The sequence below is a fragment of the Yinghuangia sp. YIM S09857 genome, assembly GCF_051388915.1.
In the GTDB taxonomy this organism is placed as follows: domain Bacteria; phylum Actinomycetota; class Actinomycetes; order Streptomycetales; family Streptomycetaceae; genus Yinghuangia.
Genome location: NZ_JBPKBH010000011.1, coordinates 247,728 through 269,205, shown reverse-complemented (window position 1 = coordinate 269,205; position 21,478 = coordinate 247,728). Strand labels below are relative to the sequence as shown.

Genomic DNA, 21,478 nt, shown 5'->3' with positions numbered 1-21,478 from the left:
GGGTGCGTTGTCGTGGGGTTCACCAATGAGACCGAGCACTGGCTACGTGCGGCCGGTTGGCATCCGGGGCGTAACGTTGACGTCGCCGCCTGGCGGATGCTGGCCGAGGAGTCGGGGTTGGTCATGCACGCGGCCGCCGAGAGGTTTCTTGCGGAGTTTGGTGGGCTGGTCGTCCCGGTTTCCGGCCAAGGTGTCTCCTGCGCACGGGAGCCTTTTGACCTGGACCCGTCCGCCGCCGATGGAGAAAGCGATCGATACATCGGTTGGGGCGAAAGAATCGGACGCTCGCTCTTTCCGATCGGCGCGATCGACGGCGGTAGGTATTTCCTGGCAATCGATGAGCTGTCCGAGGTATACGTGATCGTGAATTTCATGGCTCGATGCGGCCAGCCCCACATGGCTTTGGAAGGACTTGTGCGTGGAATTGCTCCGGAGTACCTGACTGAACCGGGGGAAATCTAATCGATTGGGGGCGTGAGAGGTCTCGATCAATCGATGTCGTCGAGGCGGAAGCCGACCTTTGGCCTTGATCTTTCGTGACAGCCCGTCAGCTTGCCGACGGGCTGTTCGCGTGGATGGGCGTGAGGGCAGGGCTTCGGCAAAGTCACGAGGTGGGCGGTTTCGCCCGATATGTCTGGTCGGGGGTGGCCTGTCCTGGTCGGTGTGTCCTGAACGCTGAGGAGGGTTCTGTGTGGGCTGGGCTTCCCCCCGATTTGGGAGCTCCCAAGTACTCGGGGGAGTTCAAGAAGGACGCGGTTGCACTGCTGGAGTCGTCTGGCAAGTCGGTCGCGGCGGTCGCACAAGCTGCGGAATCGGGCGGTCATGGCCCGGTGACCTCGCCGAGCGCGAGGAACTGCGCCGTTTGCGCAAGCAGGTCCGCGAGTTGGAACTCGAGAAGGAGATCCTCCGCAAGGCGGCCGCGTATTCTGCCAGGGAGACGGGCCGCCGGTGACCGGCCGCTGGAGGTTCGTCTCCGAACACCGCCACACGTAGGGCGTACAGCGGCTGTGCCGGATTCGGGGCGTCTCGGCGCCGGGGTCTATCGGTGGATCAACGCGCGCCCGGCGCGCCGGGCCCTGTCCTGATCGAAAACGTGGCCACTGGGTTTGACCTGGGGTTTCGTCGTCCTTGATGATCTCGGCCGTGGCTGCTCGGTTGCCGTATCGGCTCGTCGTCCAGGTGTTTTCGTGGATGGCCCTGCTCGCGCGGTCGTCTGCGTCGAAGGACGCGGAGATACTCGCGCTGCGACATGAGGTCGCGGTCCTGCCCCGCACGAGCCCGAAGCCCCGGCTGTCGTGGCCGGACCGGGCGGTCTTGGCCGCGCTGGCCCAGGTGCTGCCGAAGGTGCTGCGTGCGCATCGGATCGTCACCCCGGGCACGCTGCTGCGGTGGCACCGGCGGCTGGTCGCCGCGCGGTGGCGGCAGCCGCGCCCGCCGGGCCGGCCGCCGGTCCCCGACGCCGTGATCGCGATCATTGTCCGGTTCGCGGCCGAACCGGACCTGGGGCGTGGTCCGCATCCAGGGCGAACTGCGGCGCCTCGGCCACCGGGTGGCCGCATCCACCATCCGCAGGATCCTGCGCGCCCGGCGGATCCCGCCGCCCGGACGACGGGACGACGCATGGCGCACCTTCCTGCGCGCTCAGGCCGACTCCTCCTCGCGCTCGACTTCTTCCACGTCGACGCCGTGACACTGAAGCGCCTGTACGCCGCGTTCGTCATCGAGGTGCGCACCCGCCGGGTCCACCTGCTCGGCGTCACCGCGCATCCGACCGGACCGTGGGCCGTCCAAGCCACCCGCGAGTTGGCGGCCGACCTCGACGACTCTGGACACCGGTTCACGCACCTGATCCGCGACCGGGACGTGGGGTTCACCGCCCCCTTCGACGACGTACTCGCGTCGATCGGCGTCAACATCATGGCCACCGCGCCGCAGGCACCCAGGATGAACGCGTTCGCGGAACGCTGGATCGCCTCGGTCCGCCGCGAATGCACGGACCGGCTCCTCATCACCGGCGAGCACCACCTGCGCTCGGTCCTCCACACCTACGTCGAGCACCACAACACAGGACGCAGCCACCAAGGCGACGGACTGCACCTGCGCGCTCCCGACGACGACCCGAACGTGCTCGCCTTGCCGGCACGGCTCGACCGAATACACCGTCGCCAAGTCCTGGGAGGACTCCTCAACGAGTACCAGTCAGCCGTATGAACCCTATGGTCAGAGCCGGTAGCCGAGTTTTCGACCACCACAGGCCCTGGAAGCGGGCACCGTGGCCGAGCTGATCGCGGCATGGATTCGCGAGGTCCAGGCTGAGAAAACCGCAGCTCAGGTCCAGCTCGCCCAGCTTACAGACCGGCGGATGGACGGGGACGAGATCCGAGCACTCGTGGAATCCCTCGGCGGGCTGCTCGGAATCCTGAAGAAGGGCGACCCAGTCGCCAAGCACGAGGTCTACGAGCTGCTGGGGCTGCACCTGCACTACGACGACAAGACGCGAACGGTGATGGTCGAAGGTTGACCATCACCGTCTATGTGCGTAGTGAAAGTGTCCGAGGACGAACACGCCCGTAATCCCAGCCTCATCGCCCGCCTCGACCATGTCGGCCTCGGTGTTTCCGACCCGCCGTCGCATCGCGCCACATGACGCGGACACGCCACCGCAGAGCGCCGACTTCCGCCACTCCTTCGAGGGATTCCGATACGTCCGCTCCGGGAGTACTCTGATTCATGAAACGAGGGTGATAGATACCGCGTCGGACCCTTCGGGCAAAGGGAGTTCGAAGCCGCCGATCCGACCGGAGATGACGGTCGTGATACCCCTCGGACACATAATTGCCCCACAAACCTCGGTTCCAGGGCAGCACCGATCGGCACCCGTGCTTGGCCTCGGCCGAGGCGGGTGTTCGTCGTTTCCGGGGGTCTGCTTCTGTCGGTCACCTTCCCTATTCTCGGTTCTGGCTGTCGGTTGCGCGCTGACCGGTGTCCGGTGCCGGTCGACGCGGGGAGTCATCGACCGATAACGATCCTCTCCTTCCGTTCGGTGTTCGCGGTCACGGTGCGGCTGGTCTGGTCGTAGATCAGCCCGATGCCGTCGGCACGGAGACGGGCGAGTGCGCTCGCCCGGCCTGGTGCCGCCTCTTCGCCGGTGCGCATCAGATGGAGCGCCGGCAAGTGGGCGAGGACCTGGTCCTCGCGGAGGTAGGCTTTCGGCGTCCGGTGCGGGTTCCGAGGCGTTGCGCTGGAGTGTCCGTGGCGGTAGCGGTACGCGGCGCGGCCGTTCGACCAGCAGGACTCCATGAGCCGGCTGCAGTGGCCGCAGCGAAGGAGTCCGGCGAGCTGGTACGTCCGCCCGACCGCCTTCTTCTCCGCGCGGATGGCCTGTGCGGCGACGAAGTCGGCTTCGCTGACCAGGGCAGGGTGCGCCTGCTTCTCGGAGATGATCCACTCGTCGGGGGTGTTGCGGCGCATGACGTCGCGGTGTCCGAGGGTGGTGTTGTCCGGGTCGATCAGTTCGTGGTCGGTGCGTTGCCGGTTCCAGACCTGTCGTCCGGTGTAGCGGGGGTTGCTCAGCACAGCGTGCACGGAGGTGAGCGTCCATGCTTCGGCGGTGCGGTGGGGGTTGCGTTCGCGGTCGGCGGCTGCCGGGCAGGGGATCTTCATGTCGTTGAGTGCGCGGGTGTTGCGGGCCATGCTGTGGCCGGCGAGACGTTGCTGGAACATCCAGGTGACGACGGGGCCGTTCGTCGGGTCGATGTCCAGGCGCTGGGCGCGGGCGCCGCAGCGGGCCCAGGCGCGGTTCGGGTGTGGTCCGGCGTCGACGAGTCGGTAGCCGTAGGGCAGTCGGCCGCCGAGGTAGCTGCCTTGGTCGCGTGCTTGGACGGTCATGGAGGTCCGCGCCCGCATGCGGGCGCGGACGACTTCGCGTTTGCTGATGATGCCCAGGAGCACCATCAGTTCGTCGTGTGCCGCGATCTCAGGGTCGATTCGCCGCCGAGTTCGGGCAGCCATACGGGGACGCCGTAGTGCGCGAACAGGGGTGCGGTGTTTGCGAACGGTGTCCAGGCGCTCAGCAGCCCAAGAGGCCAGCGCGGCCCGCCCGTGGGAGCTTCTTCCGTGACAGCCATGGCAGTTCAGATCCTTTGACTCAAGCCAGAGCAGCGTGCTTCTCCGTACGACCATCTGCCTGGACCGGAGGCGGCTTCGCCGCACCGAGTGACCTCGTCCATGGTCGGAAGAGGCGCCGCACAACCCGCGTCCGATCGCGGGGCTCCGGTCCGCCGACGACAGCCGAGGCCGTTCATGGGGTTTCCGTGCCGCTCCGACCATCTGGGTGATCTTCGGCGCTGCGCCTGCCGTTGAGTGCCGTTGTGCAACGTGCGGCCGTTGTCCCAGATGGTCAGGTCGCCCGGTATGGCAAGCGTGTCTTCGCGGGGATGACCCGAGGTACGGCGCGATGGGAGTCAGCGGGTGGTCGCGTGAAAGGCTTGGACGAGGGCGGACAAGCTCTCCTCGGCGGCGTTGGGGTCCGCGACCAGGGGCCAGGTGACGCGGACGTCGGTGACACCGGCCTCGATCATGGCGGGAACGGTCTCCAGCGTGGCCTTGATGTCGGGCCTGCCGCTGTCGTCAAGGGCGGTGCGCAGCGTGCCGACGACCTGGATGTCCCAGGTGTCGCGGCCCTCGGCGGCGACGGCCTCGCGCATGCGGGCGATCCCGTCGGCGATGTCGGCCGCGGCGGGGCCCCAGGGGATCCAGCCGTCGCCGAAGCGTGCGAGGCGGCGGGCGACGTTGCGGTTGACGGTGCCGCTGATCCACAGGGGAACGCCGCCGGGCTGTGTCGGTTTGGGCATCTGGTGGATGTTCTCGAACGTGAGTCCGTGCCCGTCGTAGCTGGCCCGTTGCTCGCGCCACAGGGTCCGTAGGACTTCGAGGGTGTGGTCGAGTAGGCGGCCGCGGCCGTCGAAGGGCAGGCCCGCGGCCTCGTACTCCTCGCGTTGCCAGCCCACCCCGACTCCCAGGTCGAGGCGGCCACGCGAGAGGACGTCGAGCGTGGAGGCGGTCTTGGCCAGGACGACGGGGCGGCGCAGCGCGGCTTGGAGGATGTTGGTGCCGAGGCGGACGCGGGTGGTGACCGTGCTGAGCGCGGTCAGGACGGTGAGCGGTTCGAGCCAGTGGCCGTCGGGGCCGGTGGGCTGCTTGCCTCCGGCGATGCCCCCGGTTTCGGGGCGGCCGTAGGCCTCGATGTCGTCGCCGTAGGCGATGTGGTCGGACACGACGACCCGGTCGAGGAGGCGGGCGTGCTCGAACAGCGCGTCCCAGTTGCCCGGGTCTTCGGCGGCGAATGTGGTCAGGCTCATCGAGAGCTGGGGGCGGGTCGGTTGGTGCGACATCGGTACGACCTTTTCGTGCGGTATACGAGTGTGCAGTTCTCGCAGAGGCGCCCGCCGAGCAGGCATGGTCGCCGCCGGTGCGGCTGGCGGTGTTTGGCGTCTGCGTTTTCCGCCAGGGGCCGGTCGAAAGGGCGCGGGCCCGACGGCGTCACGCCGGGGGGCGCGAGCTGGTCTGGCCGGGGGAACGGGAACGCGTCGATGTCCGGTCCGGTGCGGGCGAGGGAGTGGTAGCGGCGGTCGGCGAACCGCCAGCAGCCGTCGACCCGTTGGAAACGGTCGTGGTAGACGCCGTAGACGGTGGATTGGCGGCCGCTGTCCTTGTCGTGGCGGATCTCGCTCATGTACATGCGGGCGGTCGCGGCGGCGTCGTCCCCTTTGTCGCGCAGAGCCATGCGAGTGCCGAGGCTCACGAACTGGAAGTGGTCGAAGCGCTCGATCGCACGGCCGATGAATGCCCCGACGGTTTCAGGGCCTTCCATGGTGACCGGCTCGCCGGCACGGGGTGTCCACGACGACCCGGGTGCCGGTCAGGAAGATGTCGGCGAGTGCCGCTCAAGCACGCCGGGTGACGATGTCGGCGTACGCGTCCTGCAATCTCCGTATCGCGATGTAGTCGACCGTCTCGCGCAGTTCCGCGCCGGTCACGTCCATGTACTCACCCCTGGGTTCGGGTTGTCCCGGGTGCTGTTGGGTTTCCGGCGCGAGGACGGCGTGGTTCCCCCGCGCCGGGCACGGGACCGCGGGCGCCCGGATCCGTTTGCGCGGGCGGTCCCGGATCCGCCTATCCGGCGTGGGAGTTGCCGATCTCGACGCGGACGCCGTCGGGGTCCTCGAGGAAAACGAGTTCGTTGCGGCGGCCGTCGGGCATGTCGACGACAGTGCGGGTGTGTTCGAGGACGGTGCCGCCGCAGGCGACCAGGTGGGCGACGGTGGCGTTGACGTCCTCGGCGACGAACGCGATGTGGGTGAGGCCCACGCGGTTGCGCCGGTTCGACGGCGTGCCCTCGACTTCCGGGGAGCGGAAGTGCAGCAGCTCGATGACCATGCCGCCCTTGCGGATGAACTGGGCGGTGAGGTCGATCGTGCCGGGGACTTCGAGTCCCTTGCCGTACTCGCTGCCGATCGGGTAGGTCGCGAACGGCTCGAAGCCAAGTCCGGTGCAGTAGAAGTGCAGCGACTTGTCGAGGTCGGTCACGCAGATGCCGAAGTGGCTCGTCTCGGTGCCCACGTTCGGGGTTGGCATGGAAACTCCGTTCCGGTACAGGGTTTTCCCGCGGTCGGTGGCCGGACGGCCGGGGTCAGCGCATGTGCTCGCCTGCGTTGACGAGGATGGTCTGGCCGGTGATGCCGCGGGCGCGCTCGGACGCAAGGAAGACGACGGCCTCGGCGGTGTCACCGTCGCTGGCCAAGTAGGGGAGGGCCATCTTGGCTTCCAACTCGGCGAGGGCGGCTGCCCGGTCGGTGCCGAGGGCAGCGGCCATGTAGTCGAGGTAGCTCTCGACCGGCGGGCCCATCATCCAGCCCGGCGCGACGGTGTTGACGCGCACGCGGTGCGGGCCGTACTCGTGCGCAAGGTACTTCGCCGCAGACCGCAACCCGGCTTTGGAGGCGGCGTAGGCGAGCTGCGGGTGCTCGGCGGACACCTTCATCTCGGTCTGGGTGCCGACGAATACGACCGCGCCGCCGCCGTCCTTCAGCGCCGGCATCGCCGCTCGGGTCATAGCAAGCGAGCCGACGAGGTTGGTCTCCAGCACGCGGCGCAGGTCGTCCCAGGACAGGGTGTCCAGGCCACCGGCGACCGTGTCGAGGGCGGCGACGTTGACCAACGCGTCGATGGTGCCGAACCTTTCCGCGGCGAGCGCGGCGAGCGCCTCGACCTGCTCTTGGTCGGTGATGTCGGTGACCGCCCAGGCGACCTTCCCGCCACTCGGATCGACCTCGTCGGCGATCTTGACCAGGTTGGCCTCGCGCCGGGCACCCAGCACCAGGTTGGCGCCCTCGCGGGCGGCGGCGAGGGCGATTTCGCGGCCGAGACCCGGTCCGGTGCCGGAGACGACGAGGGTTCTGCCTTCGAGGATCACGTGCGGCTCCTTCCGTCCCCCGCGGGACGGTGGTACAAATCTGCAACGCCGTGTTGCAAGATGGCGGGAAGGTAAGCACATACTCCTCGCAGGCTCAAGAGCCAGAAACACGAACCCTCGCGAGAATCTCCGGAAAGGAGCAGCCGTGGCAGAGCGTCAGTCCCCGCCCACGGAGCGGGTGGTGCAGGTCCTCAACCTGTTCGCGGACTACCCGGACCGGCGGTGGACCCTCACCGGAGCGGCGGAGGCTCTCGGGCTGACCAAGGCGACCTGCCTGGGCATCCTCGGCGTCCTGACCGACGCCGGATTCGTGACCCGCGACGCCGCCAAGTCCTACGGGCTCGGCCCCGCTCTGCTGCGCGTCGGCTGGGCCGCCGAAACCGGCCTCGCGTCGCTTGACATCGTCCGGCCGCACATGGCGCGGCTGCACGAACGGCTCGGACTGGCATGCGTCCTGGTGTCGGTACACGAGGAGCACCTGATCGTGGTGGACCGCCTCGGAACGACCGGCCCCGGAGATCAGCGCGACCTCGTGGGCAACCGGTTCCCGTTCGCGCCGCCACTCGGCCTCATCAATGTCGCCTGGGCCGACGACCGCGTCGTCGACGCGTGGCTCGCCCGAGAGCCGCTGATGCCCCTCGGTGCCGGGGAGGACGCGACCCGGGAACTCATCAAGGCGGCCCGCGCCAGCGGATACATGGTCGAACGGCGGATCGGCCGCGCGGCCACGCCCAACATCGTGCTCGCCAACCTGGTGGCCTCCGACCTCCCCAGGCCGGTCGTCGAGGAGATGATCGGCCATCTGCCCCCGGCGGACTGGTCGGAGTACCTGCCCGAACTGCCCGCCGACGACGAGGAGATCGCCGTATGGTGCCTCAGCGCCCCCATCCGCGACCGCCGGGGCAGCCAGCGCTACACCCTCACCGTGCTCGCCGACACCGCCGCGGTACGCGCCGGCACCTGCCGGGAATGGGCGGCCGAACTGATGGCGACGACCCGGGCCGCCTCGGCCGCCCTCGGCGGGCGGACCCCCTGACTCGCCCGCCGGCCCCTACGCGAACCGGTCGGCGGAGATCCTCGTGGCCTGCGTCACGCCCTTCAGACTTGTCTTGACTCGGCGAGGCCGGTCGGTAAATCTGATGCACCATCAGGTCCCGTCCGGTCGAGAGCCGTGCACGGACCTGCCTCCGCCGGACGATCCCAGGAACCGGCGCCCGCCCGCCGCCTTTCCCGCGACGCCTGCGCGATCACCCCGTTCCGCCACCCCCACGTCCGGGGTGGACCCCATCTCACGCTCCCGCCGACAACGGACTGTCGACGGTCGGCCTGCCCAACGACACGCCCTCATCCTCACGAAGGAGTACCACCATGCCTGTTCCCACCACCGAGCAACTGCTGCACTGGGCCGACCAGTACGTGGCCACCTGGAATGCCGGCGACAAGGCCGCCTTCGAGGCCAACTGGCGCGCGGTCGCCCCCGGCGACTTCCGCATGCTCGACCCGGTCGGCACTCCCGAGAAGGTCGGCTTCGAGGAGTGCTGCCTGAACCCGTTCGACCTGTTCCAGCCGAAACTGCGGTTCCGCATCCAGCCCGGCACCCTGTTCGTCTGCGGCAACGAGGTCGCCTGGGTGATGGAGAACCACTTCACCACCGACGACGGCCGCAAGACCGTCGTGCTCAGCATCGAGACCTACCGCTTCGAGCCCGACGGCTCCGCGGTGCTGCGCACCTACTACAACGTGCCCGACCACGGCGACGGTGAACTCGGCGAGATCTTCCAGACATACCTGCCCTGACCCCGCCCTGATCGCTGCGCTGACACGCGCGCCGATCCCTGCTTCGACACCTGTCCTGACCCACCACCCCGGCGGCGCACCCAAGCCGCCGCGCCTGGAGAACGGAGCCTCACACCATGGCCCCCGTCGTCCCGTCCGGCCGTCTCGTCTACGGCATGCAACTGCCCGTGCAGACCAAGAGCAAGAGCACTGCCGAACCGTGGGAACGCGACGCCGGCGTGGACGCGATCGTCGCCGTCGCCCAGCACGCCGAACGTACCGGCTTCTTCTACGTCGGCGTCTGCGACCACGTCGGCGTCCCGGCCGGCCCGGAAGCCGACCACATGAGCACCACCTGGTACGACTGCGTCGCCACGCTCGGCATGCTCGCCGGCCTCACCAGCAGCGTGCGGCTGGTGTCGAACGTCTTCATCCCCGCCTACCGCCACCCGCTCATGACCGCCAAGGCGTTCATGACGCTCGACAACCTGTCGAACGGCCGCATCGTCCTCGGCGCGGGTGCCGGCCACCTGCGCGGCGAATTCGACGCGCTGGGCGTCCCGTTCGACCAGCGCGGCGCCATCACCGACGAAGCCCTCGACGGCATCCGCGCCGCCTTCGACGCCGAGTTCCCCAAGCTGACCGGCGAGCGGTTCCGCGACGGCGGCATGGGCCTCGGCCCGCGCCCGGTGCAGCCGTCGATCCCGATCTGGATCGGCGGCAAGGCCCGCCCGGCGCTGCGCCGGGTCGCGCTGCGCGGCGACGGCTGGATCCCGCAGGCCACGCCGCGCGAGCAGATGACCGAGGACATCGCCTACATCCGCGCGCTGCGCGAAGAGCACGGCCTGCCCGAGGCACTGGACATCGGCTTCATCACCGAGCCCGTCCACGTCGGCACCCCGACCTGGGACCTCGGCGACGGCCCCGTGGTCAGCGGAAAGCCCGAGGAGATCGCCGAACGCATGCGCGCCATGGGCGAGATCGGCGTCAACCACCTCCAGGTCCGCTTCCGCAACCGCTCCCTGAGCGAACTCCAGGACCAGATGTCCGCCTGGCACACCGACGTCGCACCCTTGTTGAACGACTGACAGTGATGATGTTCGTGGTGATGCCGCTGGTGGGTGTGACCCGCCGACTGACTGACGTTTCGACTGTCCTGTTTCGGATTTGTCGACCCGCCGGCGGCGTTGCCGCGCACGCGGCCGGACAGGCGGCTGTGACCTCATAGGAGCCTGGCCAGAGGCCCCGTCACTGTCTTGTCCACCTGCCCGACCGGCGCGTGCCGCCCCTGGGCTCGGACAAGCAGCAAGGACGGACATGACCAGCATGACGCACCACGCCGCCGGGGTCACCGGCGGCGTGGACACCCACGGCCTCACCCACCACGCCGCGTTGATCGACCCGCTCGGCCGGCACCTGGCCGACCGCGAGTTCCCCGCCACCGCCCGCGGCTACCGCTCCCTGCTCGCCTGGCTGCGCACCCACGGCCACCTCGCCGCGGTCGGGGTGGAGGGCACCGGCGCCTACGGCGCCGCACTCGCCAAGGTCCTGGCCGCCGCCGGCATCACCGTCGTCGACGTGGACCGCCCCGACCGCAAGACCCGCCGCCTGCACGGCAAATCCGACCCGATCGACGCCTACGCGGCCGCCACCGCAGTCCTGTCGGGGCGCGCCACCGGCACCCCCAAGACCCGCGACGGCGTCGTCGAATCCGTCCGGGTGCTGCGCTGCGCCCGCCGCAGCGCAGTCAAGGCCCGCACCCAGGCGATCAACCAGATCCGCGCCCTGCTGGTCTCCGCACCGGCCGCGCTCCGCGAGCAGGTCGCGGGTCTGCACCGGGCCGCGCTCATAGCCACCCTCGCCCGGCTGCGGACCGGCACCGACCTTGCCTCGCCGCTCGCCGCGACCAAGGCGGCCCTGCGCCGGCTCGCCCGCCGCCACCAGGGACTGGACACCGAGATCGCCGAGCTGGACGCCGAGATCCGCCCGCTGGTCCAGCACGCCGCCCCGCGGCTGCTCGCGCTGTTCGGCGTCGGACCCGAGACCGCCGGGCAACTGCTCGCCTCGGCCGGCGACAACCCCGAACGCATGCGCTCCGAAGCCGCGTTCGCCCACCTCGCAGGCGTCGCGCCGATCCCCGCGTCCTCCGGCCGGACCCACCGCCACCGCCTCAACCGCGGCGGCGACCGCGCCGCGAACAACGCCCTGCACACCATCGTCCTGGTCCGCATGCGCCACCATCCGCGCACCCGCGCCTACGTCGAACGCCGCACCCGCGAAGGACTCTCCAAGAAAGAGATCATGCGCTGCCTCAAACGATTCGTCGCGCGCGAGGTCTTCCGCGCCATCACCAGCACACGAACCGCCCCACCAACAGGACAAGCCACACAAGCCGACCTCACCACTGCCGCTTGACGTCCATAGGAGCATCCGGCGGCGACCGCCCAGCAACTGAGCGTCCCGTCGCCGGGGGCCGCAGGACACCACCCGGCGCCCATAAGGAACGAAGACCAACGAGCAAGGGGAATGGGGATGACCGTCGAGCGGGATTTCGCGGGTCGTACGGGTGCCGCGGTGGTGGTCGGGGCCTCCGGGGGGGGGGATCGGCGCGGCGATCGCTCGGATGTTCGCGGCGCGGGGGGCCGACCTGGCGCTGACCTACCGCAGTCGCCCGGACACCACGGACGCGATCGTGGCAGAGGCCGCCGCGCTGGGGTGGCAGGCGCGGGCGTGGCAGGTGGACCTGACCGACGCCGACGCGGTGGCGGAATTCGTCGACCAGGCCGCGAAGGAATTCGGTGGGGTCCACTCGGTTGTGTACGCCGCCGGGCCGCACGTGCCCATGCTCCACCTCAGCAAGGTCACGCCCGCCCAGTACCGGGCGCAGTTGGACGGCGACGCCGCCGCCTTCTTCAACCTCGTCCACCCGGCACTGCCGCACCTTCGCGCGGCCGCCGGCAACCTCGTCGCGGTCACCACCGCCGCCACCAGCCGTTTCCCCGTCCGTGACGGTCTGTCGTCGTGCACCAAGGGCGCCGTCGAAGCGGTCGTGCGCGGCATCGCCGCCGAGGAAGGCCGCTACGGCGTCCGCGCCAACTGCGTTGGCCCCGGCATGCTCACCGACGGCATGGCCGCACGCCTGATGGCCGGCGGCGACCTCGACCGCCACGCCCAGCGGGTCGCCCGCGACAACATCCCCCTGCGCCGGTTCGGAACCGCCGACGACATCGCCGAGGCGGTGTGCTTCCTCGCCTCCGAGCGCGCCGGCTTCATCAGCGGCCAGAAACTCGACGTCGACGGCGGCTACGGAGTCTGAACCGCAAGCCAGGAGAACGGCCTGGGGAGAACACCCGGTCGCAACCAGCCCAAAGGCAACAACAGGCGCGCTCGGCGACAGGCTTGCGCAGACAGGAGAATCCCATGACCCAGGCCGACTACGCCCCGCTCGACGTCGGCGGGGTCGACGACTATCCGGTCAGGGTGGGCAGCATGCTCCTCACTCTCGTCGACCCCCACCCCGGCTTCGAGCGCGCCTACAACCGCTGGTACGAGCGGGACCACTACTACGGGGGCTGTCTGGTCGGCCCGCACCTGTTCGCCGGCAGCCGCTGGGTCGCAACCCGGACCTGAAGGACCTGCGGTGGCCGCAGGACGTCCCCGCCGAACACGCCGTGGCCGCCCCGTACGACGCCGGGTCGTACGTCGCGATCTACTGGGTCGAACAGGACCGCCACACCGAGCACTTCGACGACTGGTCCCGGCCCCAGGTGAAGTGGCTCTACGAGAACGGACGCGGCTTCCCCGAGCGCACCCACGCCCACACCGTCCTGTACGACCACCTCGGCGCCGCCTACCGCGACGACGACCCCGTACCCGTCGCCCTCGCCCTCGACCACGGCTACGACGGCCTCGTCGCCGTGTGGTTCGACGCCCGCGACGGCCGCGCCGCCGCCGACCTCGCTGCCGACCTCGACGCCGAACACCTCCCGGCGCTGCTGAAGGACTCCGCTCTGGAGATCGCCGCATCCTGGACACCCCACCCAGGTGAGGACGAGGCCGGGAAGAACGCCCCCATGCCGCTCGGCACCCGCGCCGGAGGACCCCAGCTCCTGGCCCAGCTGTTCTTCTGCCACGGCGACGTCCGCGAGACCCTGCCCCGTCTCTGGTGGCCGCACGCTGTCGGTTGTCGCGTGGCGTCGGCGGTGGGACAGCCTTGACCGGGAAGGCTTGTGGTTCGCGGGCGACCGCGTCGAGGTGTGTCGCGTCCAACGCAGGCGGCGGTGTGTGTGCCTGGATGCGGGCGCGGGTGACCTCGCGTTCGGCCAGGACGCCGAGCACGACCATCAGTTCGTCGTGCGCCGCGAGTAGCGCGGCGGCCTCGGGGCGTCGGGGCCAGGGCAGGGAGCGGCCGTGGTTGATGGGCAATTCACCGCTCGGGGGGCGAAAATGGTGGTGTACAGGGCGATTTCGTCGAACATGAAGAGATGCGCACTCCGCCAGGGCTTCACCGTGGTGGGGGGACGGGTACTTCCGTCCGTGTCGCGGTGGCCCACACACGGCCGGCGACGGGGCCGAGGTCGCCTTGGGCGAGGTCGGTCGGGGTGGCGCGTTCGAGGGCCGCGTTGCCGTCTCGGACGGTGAGCCAGCCGAGTTCGGTGGTGCCGGTGCGGCCTTCCAGCGGGCGGCCGGTGGTCATCTTCTGGTCGACCCGCTGCCAGGAGGTGCCGTCGAGCTGCCACAAGCCGGCCGGCGCGAGCCGTTTGCAGGGCTGCCCGGAAGCGATTGTGTACGTCGACATGGTGCTGAACAGGCGGCCGCCGTTGAAGAACAGTTCGTCGACCCGGAGCCCGGACGGCGCCTTCGTCTTGGCGATCTCCTTCAGGTCCGCGCCCGCGAGGACGTGGATGCCTTCAGGCGCCCCGCAGCTGGAATAGCCGGTTGCCAGTGCCACCTTGGTGGCGTCGGCGGACACGGCGATGTCGCCGGATTCCCCCACTCCGCCCTGCGCAGGGACGTCACCGAGCACCGAGCCGAAGACCTCGTGCGACGGGCCCGCTTGGCCCGACATGGGGTCGACGAGCCACATGGTGTCCATCCCGTGTGCGCCACCGGAGGTGTGCACGAACAACTTGCCGCCGACGCTGCCGTGCAAGGTGATGTTGCCGACCGCGTCGTGAGGGAACACCACGGGCGACGAGCTGACCTCGTCGAGGTTGTGGGCGTTGAAACGGGTCAGGGTGCCGTCGTACGACACGCGCACGACCAGGTCGCCGGTGGGCGCGCCGGCGGACGGGTCGGTGACTGCGGCGTTGTCGACGAGTGCCGGCCGGCTGTTGGGGTCGGCGCACCAGTCGCAGGGTTTCTCGACCACCTGGGTGCCGGGACCGGCCCACGAGAACAGGGTGCTTCGGTCGGCGCCGACCAGCAGGGTGTGGTCGGCGGACCAGGTGAGCCATCGCACGGGGGCCTGCGGGTCCACGCGGCGCACCGGGTTCGACGTGTTGCCGTCGTACACGTAAAGCGTGCCATCGGTGACGTACGCAGCCTGGGTTCGTGCCGCGAGGTCCGCGGTACCGGGCGTCGGTTGCGGCGACCGGCCCGTGGGCGGGCCGGGCGAAGGAGCCGGCGGGCCCGCCCGCATGCGGTCGAGCATGCCCGGGATGTTCAGCAGGCCGTGCCCGCTGCCCTTCTTGTCGCGGTTGAGCACGTAGATCTTCTGCATTTCCGCGGAGTCCTTCAGTGCCGCGATGATTTCGTCGGCACTCGCGTCGGGCCGGACGAAACGCGCGATCGCCGCCGCGGCGGCCACGTGCGGCGCCGCCTGCGACGTTCCCTGGATCCGGGCGAAGTCGCCGCCGGGCGCATCTGACTCGACCATGGAAACGGTCCACGGACCGATGGGCGGCCCGTCGTTGACACCACCGGGGGCGAGAAGGTCGATGTCGTCGCGCTTGGTCGAGTACGAAGTGACCTCACGGTTGCGATCGATCGCCCCGACGTTGACGACGCCGTCGAACGCCTGCGGGACTTGCCGCTGATTGCGATCGACGCAGTCCTCGTCGAGCGGGTTCCCGGCGAAGCGTCCGCCGCAGTTGCCTCCGGATGCCACCAGGATCACCTGTGCCGCGCGGGCGTACTGGACCGTGGCCGCCCAGAGCGTGAGGGCGCCGCGGTACTCGGGTGTGTCGTAGGTCTTGTAGGCGGCCCCGAACGACATGTTCGCGACGTCGGCGCCGTGGTTGACCGCCCACACGAGGCCGACCCACGACGAGGGCCCGGAGGGGTTGCTGTCCGTCAGCCTGACAGGCACGTCCAGGATCGACACGCCGGGCGCGACCCCGGTGATGCCGCCGTTGCCGTTGCGGGCGCCGATGATCCCGGCCACGTGCGTGCCGTGCCCATCGGGGTCGTGTGCCCCTTCGCCCGCGTAGTGGCGGCGTCCGACCACGGCGGCGGCCAGGTCGGGGTGCGTCTCGTCCACGCCGGTGTCGACCACCGCGACGACCACGCCGGTGCCATCCGGCCACGGCATGTCCGTCGAACCGGGCGGGACGCCGAGGACGTCCAGGGCCCACTGATTGTCGCGGCGGTCCTCCAGGACGGGCAGGTCCACCGCATCCGGCGACGTCGGCAGGGCGTCCGGCGACATCGGCGGGGCGACCGCCGACTCCACGACCGCCGGGTCCCGTGACAACACATCGCGGCGCGCCTGCACCTGGTCGGCGGGCAGGTACTCGGTCGTCATGGACAGACACGTGCCGTCCACACGCATGACGTCGAGGGCCCTGAGCGAAGGGTCGTCCGGGCGGGGCGCCGGGTCGGGCCGGTCGCAGCTCGGGTCGGGCACGGACTGGCGGATCAGCGCCAACTGCCGATCGTCGAGCAGGTCCGCGGGCCGGATGCGCCCGGAGGCGCCGTCGTCGTCGCGCAACACGACGACCAGGACCGCCGCGACCACCGCGAGGACCACGCCGACCGCGACAAGCGAGAACGCGCGACGCCGACGCGGTGCGGGCGGTCGCGTTCCTCCCCCGCCGGGCGGGTACCCCGGGACGGTCGGCGGTCCCGGCGGGCGCGGCGGCTGGTTCGGCGGGTGGCTCGGGGGCGGCGGCGTGCTCATCAGCGGCTGCCTCGTGGCGTCGACGCAGTAGGTGGTCCGGTCGCGGTGTCATCCTCGGCAGGCTGAGTCACGACCGCCGACGATAGCGCGATAATCCGGCGCCCAGGCCGAGCAACGAGTTGGCTGCGCACAGGACAGCCAATGACCGCCGATCCGGCGGCCGGCGTGCACTTCGCCGCAGGCGCTCCGTGGCGGGTGCGGGCTGACGGGCGCCACGGGGGCCGGGCCTACATTCCGTGGTCGAACTCGTCGGAGCCGTGCGCGGGTTCCGTCGGGGGTCGCCGGACGTGCGGCGGCGGCCTGGGGCGGGACCGGGGCGGGCGGGTACGGCGGGTGCGGATGGGTCTCGACGCCGCGGCGGTCCGGTCCTCCGCCGGGCCCGGGGCCGCGCGTCAGGGGGCGCAGACCGGCCGACTGCCCTCGCTCGTGCGCGTCAACCCGTGCGGTTTTGCGCGGCGGCTCATGGCCGGACGTCGGCCGCGGGTGCGGGGGCGGGCGCGGCCGCGGGCGGCGGGAGCTTGACGGTGATGCGGAGTCCGCCGGTGGGTCGCGGGGTGAGCGTGAGGGTTCCGTTGTGGGCGCGTGTGATGCTCGCGACGATCGCCAGGCCGAGGCCGACGCCCGCGTGGTCGGCGTGGAGGCGTTCGGTGCCGCGCCGGAACGGTTCGGTGAGTGTGGCGGCCAGTGAGGGGGTGACCGTCCCGCCGGTGTTCTCGACGGTGAGGAGCGCGGCGTCGGGGCGTACGGCGGTGTGTACCCACACGGTGCCGTGTTCGTGCAGGTTGTGGACGATCGCGTTGTGCACGAGGTTCGTGGTCAGTTGCAGGAGGAGGGCGGGCGAGCCGAGGGCGGGGGTGACCTCGCCGGAGGTCTCGATGGCGACGGCGTGCTTCTCGGCCAGGGGGAGGAGCGTTTCGCTGGCTTCCTCGGCCACCAGGGACAGGTCGACTGGTTGGGGAGTGAAGGACCGCTGGTCGGCGCGGCTGAGCAGGAGCAGCGCCTCGGTGAGGTCGATCGCCCGGGTGTTGACGGCGTGGAGGCGCGAGATCAGCTCGGCGGGGTCGTGGTCCGGATCGTTGCCGGCGACGTCGAGCATGGTGCGGGTGATCGCCAGCGGGGTGCGCAGTTCATGGGAGGCGTTGGCGGCGAATCTCTGCTGGTCGGCGACGTGTGCTTCGAGACGCGCGAGCATGGTGTCGAAAGCGTCGGCGAGTTCCCGGAATTCGTCGTTGCGGCCCGCCATGCGAATCCGGTGCGTCAACGATCCGTTCGAGGCCATCCCTGCCGCGTCCGCGATCCGGGTGAGCGGTGCGAGCATCCGTCCGGCGAGGATCCATCCCCCCAACAGGCCGAACGCGATGAGGAAGACCAGGGCCGCGATCACGGCGGGCGTGAAGCCGCGCATGAGTTCGCTACGGCCGGGCCCGGTGACGATCACCGAGCCGTACTGCTTGTACTCGTCGGGGTCGCTCTTGATCGGCACCCAGCGCAACACGAACACCCAGAACACGGCCAGCATGAGGGTGCCGGCCACGAAGACGAATCCGGCGTAGCTGAGGGTGAGTTTGAGCCGGGCGCTGAGGCCCGCGCGTCTAGGGCGTGTCATGAGCGCCGCCGGGGCCGGGAGTGTCCGGGGTGGACAGACTGTCCGGGGTGCCCCGGCCGGTGTCGATACGGTAGCCGACCCCGGGCACCGTGGCGATGAGCCAGGGTTCGCCGAGTCGTTTGCGCAGCGCGGAGACGGTGATGCGGACGGCGTTGGTGAAGGGGTCGGCGTTGCTGTCCCAGGCCCGTTCCAGCAGTTCTTCCGCACTGACCACGCCGCCTTCCGCGGCGACGAGCACGTCGAGTACCGCGAACTGCTTGCGGGTGAGCGCCACGTAGCGGCCGTCGCGGTAGACCTCGCGGCGGAAGGCGTCCAGCCGCAGGCCCCCGATCTCGCGCACCGGCGGTCTGCTGTAGGCACGCCGGCGGTCGAGTGCCCGGAGCCGCAGCACAAGTTCCTGGAGTTCGAACGGTTTCGTGAGGTAGTCGTCGGCACCGAGTTCGAAGCCGGTGGTCTTGTCGTCGAGACGGTCGGCGGCGGTGACCATGAGGATCGGCATCCCGCTGCCGGAGGCGACGATGCGTCGGGTGATCTCGTCGCCGTCGGGGCCGGGGATGTCCCGGTCGAGGACGGCGATGTCGTAGGCGTTGACGGTCAGCAGTTCCAGGGCGGTGTCCCCATCCGCCGCCACGTCGGCGGCGATCGCCTCCAGGCGCAGGCCATGGCGGATGGCTTCGGCCATCAGGGGTTCGTCTTCGACGATCAGGACACGCACACACCGAGGGTAGGAGGCGAGGCATATGGCCCGTGTATCGAAAACCGGATACGTGCCGGCAACGCCGTGTCGAATCGACTGGGGGCATGAGCCACAGCGAACCGCGCCGCCGGACGGGTGTGCGTCCGACCGTCCGGCCCATCGGCGCCGCCGAACACCTGGCGTTCGTGCGGGCACACGGGTCGGTCAGCTTCCTGCAAACCCCGGCGTGGGGGCGCGTCAAGACCGAATGGCGCAGCGAGTCCCTCGGCTGGTACGACGGGCGGCGGCTGGTAGGTGCCGGGCTCGTCCTGCACCGTCCGGTGCCGCGGATGGCGCGCTACACGCTGGCCTACCTGCCCGAGGGCCCGGCCGTCGACTGGACGGGCGACATCGACGCGTGGCTCGACCCGCTGGCGGCGTACCTCAAGGCGCACGGCGCGTTCGCGATCCGGCTCGGGCCGCCCGTGCGTACGGCCCGGTGGAGCGCGGCCCAGGTCAAGGACGGCATCGCCGACCCGGGCTGCCTGCGGCTCACCGACGTTCCTCCGGCGGAGACCCATCCGGTCGGGGCCGGCGTGGTCCGGAGGCTCCGGGACGCCGGGTGGCTGCCGCAGAGCCCGCAGGACGGCTTCGGGGTCGGGCATCCGCAGTTCAAGTACGAGATCCCGCTCGCCGGCAGGACCGAGGACGACCTGCTCAAAGGCATGAGCCAGCAGTGGCGCCGCAACATCAGGAAGTCCGCCAAGGAGGGTGTCCGGGTGACGGTCGCCGGAAGTTCGGCGGGTACGTCGGGAGAGGGAACGGCCGGTGCGGGCACGGTCGGTCCGGGCCCGAGCGGTGCGGACCTGAAGGCGTTCCATGACCTGTACGTCCACACCGCCGAGCGCGACCGCTTCAGGCCCCGGCCGCTGCGCTACTTCGCGACCATGTTCGCGGCGATGAACGCCGAGGACCCGGAGCGGATCAGGCTCTACCTGGCCCGCCACCGGGGCGACCTGGTCGCCGCGGCCATCCTCGTCCGGGTCGGCGCCCACGCGTGGTACGCGTACGGCGCGTCCTCCACCGGCAAGCGCGAGGTGCGCGGTTCCAACGCCTGCCAGTGGGCGATGATCCGCGACGCGCTGGAGGCCGGCTGCGACACCTACGACCTGCGGGGCATCACCCCGACTCTCGACGCCGACGACCCGCACGTCGGACTGATCCAGTTCAAGGTCGGCACCGGCGGTGACGCGGTCAGGTACGTCGGCGAGTGGGATCTACCGCTGCGGCCCCTGGTCTACCGGGCGTTCGACCTGTACATGCGGAGCCGGGCGCGGTGAGCGCGGTGGCGACCTCGTCGAGGCGTGCCCCGCGCGAGGCCTTGACGAGCACCACGTCCCCGGCGGTCAGGTGGCCGCGCAGCCAGTCGACGGCCGCGTCGTTGCCGGCCACTGCGACCGCCCGCTCTCCGGCGCCGTCGGCGAGCGGGCGGGCGGCCTCGCCGACCGCGACCACCACGTCGGCCCGGGCCGCGGCGTACTCGCCGATCGCGCGGTGCTCGGCCTCGCTCGCGTCACCGAGCTCCAGCATTTCGCCGAGGACGGCGATGCGGCGTCGGCCTTCGATCGCGGCCAGCGCGTCCACGGCGGCCCGGGTCGACTCGGGGTTCGCGTTGTAGGAGTCGTTGAGCAGCGTCGCGCCGCACGCGAGGTCGCGCCTTTCCAAGCGCCACTTCGAGAGCGACACGGAGGCGAGCGCCGCTGCCGCCGCGTCGAGCGGTACGCCGAGTGCCAGCCCCGCCGCCACCGCGGCCGACGCGTTGAGTGCCTGGTGGGCGCCCACGAGCGGGAGCGTCAGGGGAGCCGAGTCGGCGGCGGTGCACAGCGTGCAAGACGGTCGGCCGAGCCGGTCCAGCGCCACGTCGAGTACCCGTACATCCGCATGCTCCGCCCGGCCGAACGTCAGCACCGGACCGTCGGTGAGCTCGCGCATCGCGGCGACGCGGGGGTCGTCGGCGTTGAGGACCGCGGTGCCGCCCGGTGCCAGCCCCCGCACCAACTCGGCCTTGGCCTCGGCGATGGCTCCGCGCGACCCGAACTCGCCCAGATGAGCCTGGCCGACGTTCAGGACGACGGCGACGTCGGGCGCGGCCAAGGCGGCGAGGTCGGCGATGTCGCCGCTGTGGCGGGCTCCCATCTCCAGGACGAGGAACCGGGTGGCCGCATCGGCGCGCAGCATGGTCAGCGGCACACCCAGCTCGTTGTTGAGCGAGCCGATCGTGGCGATCGTCGGCGCGGCCTCCGCAAGCACGGCCGCAAGCAGGTCCTTGGTGCCGGTCTTGCCCTGCGAACCGGTCAGCCCGGCCACGGTCAGCCGGTCGCGCAGCCGGGACACGACGTGGGCGGCGAGGGCTTGCAGCGCGCTCCGGGCGTCCGGGACGACGACGGTGGGCAGCGGTGTGGGCCGGGAGCCCAGCACGGCCGCTGCACCTGCTCTGCCCGCCCGGGCGGCGTAGTGGTGACCGTCGGCCCGCTCGCCGGCGAAAGCGACGAAGAGGCCTCCGGGCTCGGCCTGCCGACTGTCGAGCGCGGCCGGGGCGGTCACCGTCACCGAGCCGTCGCCCTTGACCGTGCCGCCGACGATCGCGGCGATTTCGTCGAGGGTGAGGGGGATCATGAGGTGGATCGGCCGTTGGTCATGCCGCCAGTGAAATCGCCGCCGTGTTGCCGGGGCGTATGCGGTTTCTCATACGCGGACGACATGCTACCGGCGAGTAACGTGTTGTCGGCATAACGAAATCCCCATACGTTCGCGCAACGGCGCCGC

General features: G+C 70.5%; 20 protein-coding genes. 11 read left to right on the top strand and 9 right to left on the bottom strand.

Annotation, left to right across the window (positions count from 1 at the left end):
* Window positions 1-12: 12 nt before the first annotated feature.
* The 3 genes from ACRX5S_RS24260 (at window position 13) to ACRX5S_RS24250 (ending at window position 2,521) form a co-directional block, all read left to right on the top strand.
* A complete protein-coding gene (locus tag ACRX5S_RS24260) occupies window positions 13-462 on the top strand; it encodes an SUKH-3 domain-containing protein (protein WP_436775183.1) in 450 nt (149 codons plus the stop codon).
* A 681-nt stretch (window positions 463-1,143) separates the two neighbouring features.
* Window positions 1,144-2,211 (top strand): integrase core domain-containing protein, encoded by a 1,068-nt coding sequence (locus ACRX5S_RS24255; protein WP_436775182.1) that lies wholly within the window; start codon window positions 1,144-1,146, stop codon window positions 2,209-2,211.
* Window positions 2,212-2,272: 61 nt separating this feature from the next.
* On the top strand, window positions 2,273-2,521 hold the full coding sequence (locus ACRX5S_RS24250; RefSeq protein ID WP_436775181.1) for a hypothetical protein: 249 nt from the start codon (window positions 2,273-2,275) through the stop codon (window positions 2,519-2,521).
* A 488-nt stretch (window positions 2,522-3,009) separates the two neighbouring features.
* Here the strand turns inward: ACRX5S_RS24250 and ACRX5S_RS24245 are convergent, their stop codons facing one another.
* From ACRX5S_RS24245 to ACRX5S_RS24225, 5 genes are all read right to left on the bottom strand, one after another.
* The gene (locus ACRX5S_RS24245) at window positions 3,010-4,011 is read right to left on the bottom strand and encodes a recombinase family protein (RefSeq protein WP_436775180.1); all 1,002 of its coding nucleotides are present in this window, start codon (window positions 4,009-4,011) and stop codon (window positions 3,010-3,012) included.
* Between the two features lie 452 nt (window positions 4,012-4,463).
* A complete protein-coding gene (locus ACRX5S_RS24240; RefSeq protein ID WP_436775179.1) occupies window positions 4,464-5,393 on the bottom strand; it encodes a TIGR03619 family F420-dependent LLM class oxidoreductase in 930 nt (309 codons plus the stop codon).
* Window positions 5,357-5,872 carry a nuclear transport factor 2 family protein gene (locus tag ACRX5S_RS24235; protein WP_436775178.1) on the bottom strand — a complete coding sequence of 172 codons (516 nt, stop codon included), beginning with the start codon at window positions 5,870-5,872 and terminating at the stop codon, window positions 5,357-5,359. The genes ACRX5S_RS24240 and ACRX5S_RS24235 overlap by 37 nt, the downstream gene beginning before the upstream one ends.
* A gap of 302 nt (window positions 5,873-6,174) precedes the next feature.
* Window positions 6,175-6,636, bottom strand: a complete 462-nt coding sequence (locus ACRX5S_RS24230) for a VOC family protein (protein ID WP_436775177.1) — start codon at window positions 6,634-6,636, stop codon at window positions 6,175-6,177.
* A 55-nt stretch (window positions 6,637-6,691) separates the two neighbouring features.
* Entirely contained in the window at window positions 6,692-7,474 is a 783-nt protein-coding gene (locus ACRX5S_RS24225; RefSeq protein ID WP_436775176.1) for an SDR family oxidoreductase, read from the bottom strand.
* Between the two features lie 145 nt (window positions 7,475-7,619).
* On the opposite strand from ACRX5S_RS24225, the gene ACRX5S_RS24220 reads away from it, so the two are divergent.
* The 7 genes from ACRX5S_RS24220 (at window position 7,620) to ACRX5S_RS24190 (ending at window position 13,467) form a co-directional block, all read left to right on the top strand.
* Window positions 7,620-8,510, top strand: coding sequence for an IclR family transcriptional regulator (locus ACRX5S_RS24220; protein WP_436775175.1), 891 nt, complete (start codon window positions 7,620-7,622; stop codon window positions 8,508-8,510).
* 332 nt (window positions 8,511-8,842) lie between these two features.
* Entirely contained in the window at window positions 8,843-9,271 is a 429-nt protein-coding gene (locus ACRX5S_RS24215; protein ID WP_436775174.1) for a hypothetical protein, read from the top strand.
* A gap of 116 nt (window positions 9,272-9,387) precedes the next feature.
* Entirely contained in the window at window positions 9,388-10,338 is a 951-nt protein-coding gene (locus tag ACRX5S_RS24210; RefSeq protein WP_436775173.1) for a TIGR03619 family F420-dependent LLM class oxidoreductase, read from the top strand.
* A 229-nt stretch (window positions 10,339-10,567) separates the two neighbouring features.
* The gene (locus tag ACRX5S_RS24205; RefSeq protein WP_436775172.1) at window positions 10,568-11,665 is read left to right on the top strand and encodes an IS110 family transposase; all 1,098 of its coding nucleotides are present in this window, start codon (window positions 10,568-10,570) and stop codon (window positions 11,663-11,665) included.
* 208 nt (window positions 11,666-11,873) lie between these two features.
* On the top strand, window positions 11,874-12,566 hold the full coding sequence (locus ACRX5S_RS24200) for an SDR family NAD(P)-dependent oxidoreductase (RefSeq protein ID WP_436775171.1): 693 nt from the start codon (window positions 11,874-11,876) through the stop codon (window positions 12,564-12,566).
* 104 nt (window positions 12,567-12,670) lie between these two features.
* Entirely contained in the window at window positions 12,671-12,880 is a 210-nt protein-coding gene (locus tag ACRX5S_RS24195; RefSeq protein ID WP_436775170.1) for a hypothetical protein, read from the top strand.
* A 41-nt stretch (window positions 12,881-12,921) separates the two neighbouring features.
* Window positions 12,922-13,467 carry a hypothetical protein gene (locus ACRX5S_RS24190; RefSeq protein WP_436775169.1) on the top strand — a complete coding sequence of 182 codons (546 nt, stop codon included), beginning with the start codon at window positions 12,922-12,924 and terminating at the stop codon, window positions 13,465-13,467.
* Window positions 13,468-13,754: 287 nt separating this feature from the next.
* Here the strand turns inward: ACRX5S_RS24190 and ACRX5S_RS24185 are convergent, their stop codons facing one another.
* The 3 genes from ACRX5S_RS24185 to ACRX5S_RS24175 form a co-directional block, all read right to left on the bottom strand.
* A complete protein-coding gene (locus ACRX5S_RS24185) occupies window positions 13,755-16,370 on the bottom strand; it encodes a S8 family serine peptidase (RefSeq protein WP_436775168.1) in 2,616 nt (871 codons plus the stop codon).
* 460 nt (window positions 16,371-16,830) lie between these two features.
* On the bottom strand, window positions 16,831-17,976 hold the full coding sequence (locus ACRX5S_RS24180; protein ID WP_436775167.1) for a sensor histidine kinase: 1,146 nt from the start codon (window positions 17,974-17,976) through the stop codon (window positions 16,831-16,833).
* On the bottom strand, window positions 17,963-18,691 hold the full coding sequence (locus ACRX5S_RS24175; protein WP_436775166.1) for a response regulator transcription factor: 729 nt from the start codon (window positions 18,689-18,691) through the stop codon (window positions 17,963-17,965). The genes ACRX5S_RS24180 and ACRX5S_RS24175 overlap by 14 nt, the downstream gene beginning before the upstream one ends.
* Window positions 18,692-18,777: 86 nt before the next feature.
* On the opposite strand from ACRX5S_RS24175, the gene ACRX5S_RS24170 reads away from it, so the two are divergent.
* Window positions 18,778-19,992, top strand: coding sequence for a lipid II:glycine glycyltransferase FemX (locus tag ACRX5S_RS24170; RefSeq protein ID WP_436775165.1), 1,215 nt, complete (start codon window positions 18,778-18,780; stop codon window positions 19,990-19,992).
* Here the strand turns inward: ACRX5S_RS24170 and ACRX5S_RS24165 are convergent.
* Window positions 19,907-21,328, bottom strand: coding sequence for a UDP-N-acetylmuramoyl-tripeptide--D-alanyl-D-alanine ligase (locus ACRX5S_RS24165; RefSeq protein WP_436775164.1), 1,422 nt, complete (start codon window positions 21,326-21,328; stop codon window positions 19,907-19,909). The two genes, ACRX5S_RS24170 and ACRX5S_RS24165, sit on opposite strands and share 86 nt — an antisense overlap.
* Window positions 21,329-21,478 lie beyond the last annotated feature (150 nt).

What these genes read in the sequence shown, in the direction of transcription:
- ACRX5S_RS24195 (WP_436775170.1), top strand. Translation starts at nt 12,671, where the DNA reads ATGACCCAGGCCGACTACGCCCCGCTCGACGTCGGCGGGGTCGACGAC.
- ACRX5S_RS24180 (WP_436775167.1), bottom strand. Translation starts at nt 17,976, where the DNA reads ATGACACGCCCTAGACGCGCGGGCCTCAGCGCCCGGCTCAAACTCACC.
- ACRX5S_RS24185 (WP_436775168.1), bottom strand. Translation starts at nt 16,370, where the DNA reads ATGAGCACGCCGCCGCCCCCGAGCCACCCGCCGAACCAGCCGCCGCGC.
- ACRX5S_RS24170 (WP_436775165.1), top strand. Translation starts at nt 18,778, where the DNA reads ATGAGCCACAGCGAACCGCGCCGCCGGACGGGTGTGCGTCCGACCGTC.
- ACRX5S_RS24200 (WP_436775171.1), top strand. Translation starts at nt 11,874, where the DNA reads ATGTTCGCGGCGCGGGGGGCCGACCTGGCGCTGACCTACCGCAGTCGC.
- ACRX5S_RS24245 (WP_436775180.1), bottom strand. Translation starts at nt 4,011, where the DNA reads ATGGCTGCCCGAACTCGGCGGCGAATCGACCCTGAGATCGCGGCACAC.
- ACRX5S_RS24205 (WP_436775172.1), top strand. Translation starts at nt 10,568, where the DNA reads ATGACCAGCATGACGCACCACGCCGCCGGGGTCACCGGCGGCGTGGAC.
- ACRX5S_RS24230 (WP_436775177.1), bottom strand. Translation starts at nt 6,636, where the DNA reads ATGCCAACCCCGAACGTGGGCACCGAGACGAGCCACTTCGGCATCTGC.
- ACRX5S_RS24215 (WP_436775174.1), top strand. Translation starts at nt 8,843, where the DNA reads ATGCCTGTTCCCACCACCGAGCAACTGCTGCACTGGGCCGACCAGTAC.
- ACRX5S_RS24240 (WP_436775179.1), bottom strand. Translation starts at nt 5,393, where the DNA reads ATGTCGCACCAACCGACCCGCCCCCAGCTCTCGATGAGCCTGACCACA.
- ACRX5S_RS24165 (WP_436775164.1), bottom strand. Translation starts at nt 21,328, where the DNA reads ATGATCCCCCTCACCCTCGACGAAATCGCCGCGATCGTCGGCGGCACG.
- ACRX5S_RS24210 (WP_436775173.1), top strand. Translation starts at nt 9,388, where the DNA reads ATGGCCCCCGTCGTCCCGTCCGGCCGTCTCGTCTACGGCATGCAACTG.
- ACRX5S_RS24235 (WP_436775178.1), bottom strand. Translation starts at nt 5,872, where the DNA reads ATGGAAGGCCCTGAAACCGTCGGGGCATTCATCGGCCGTGCGATCGAG.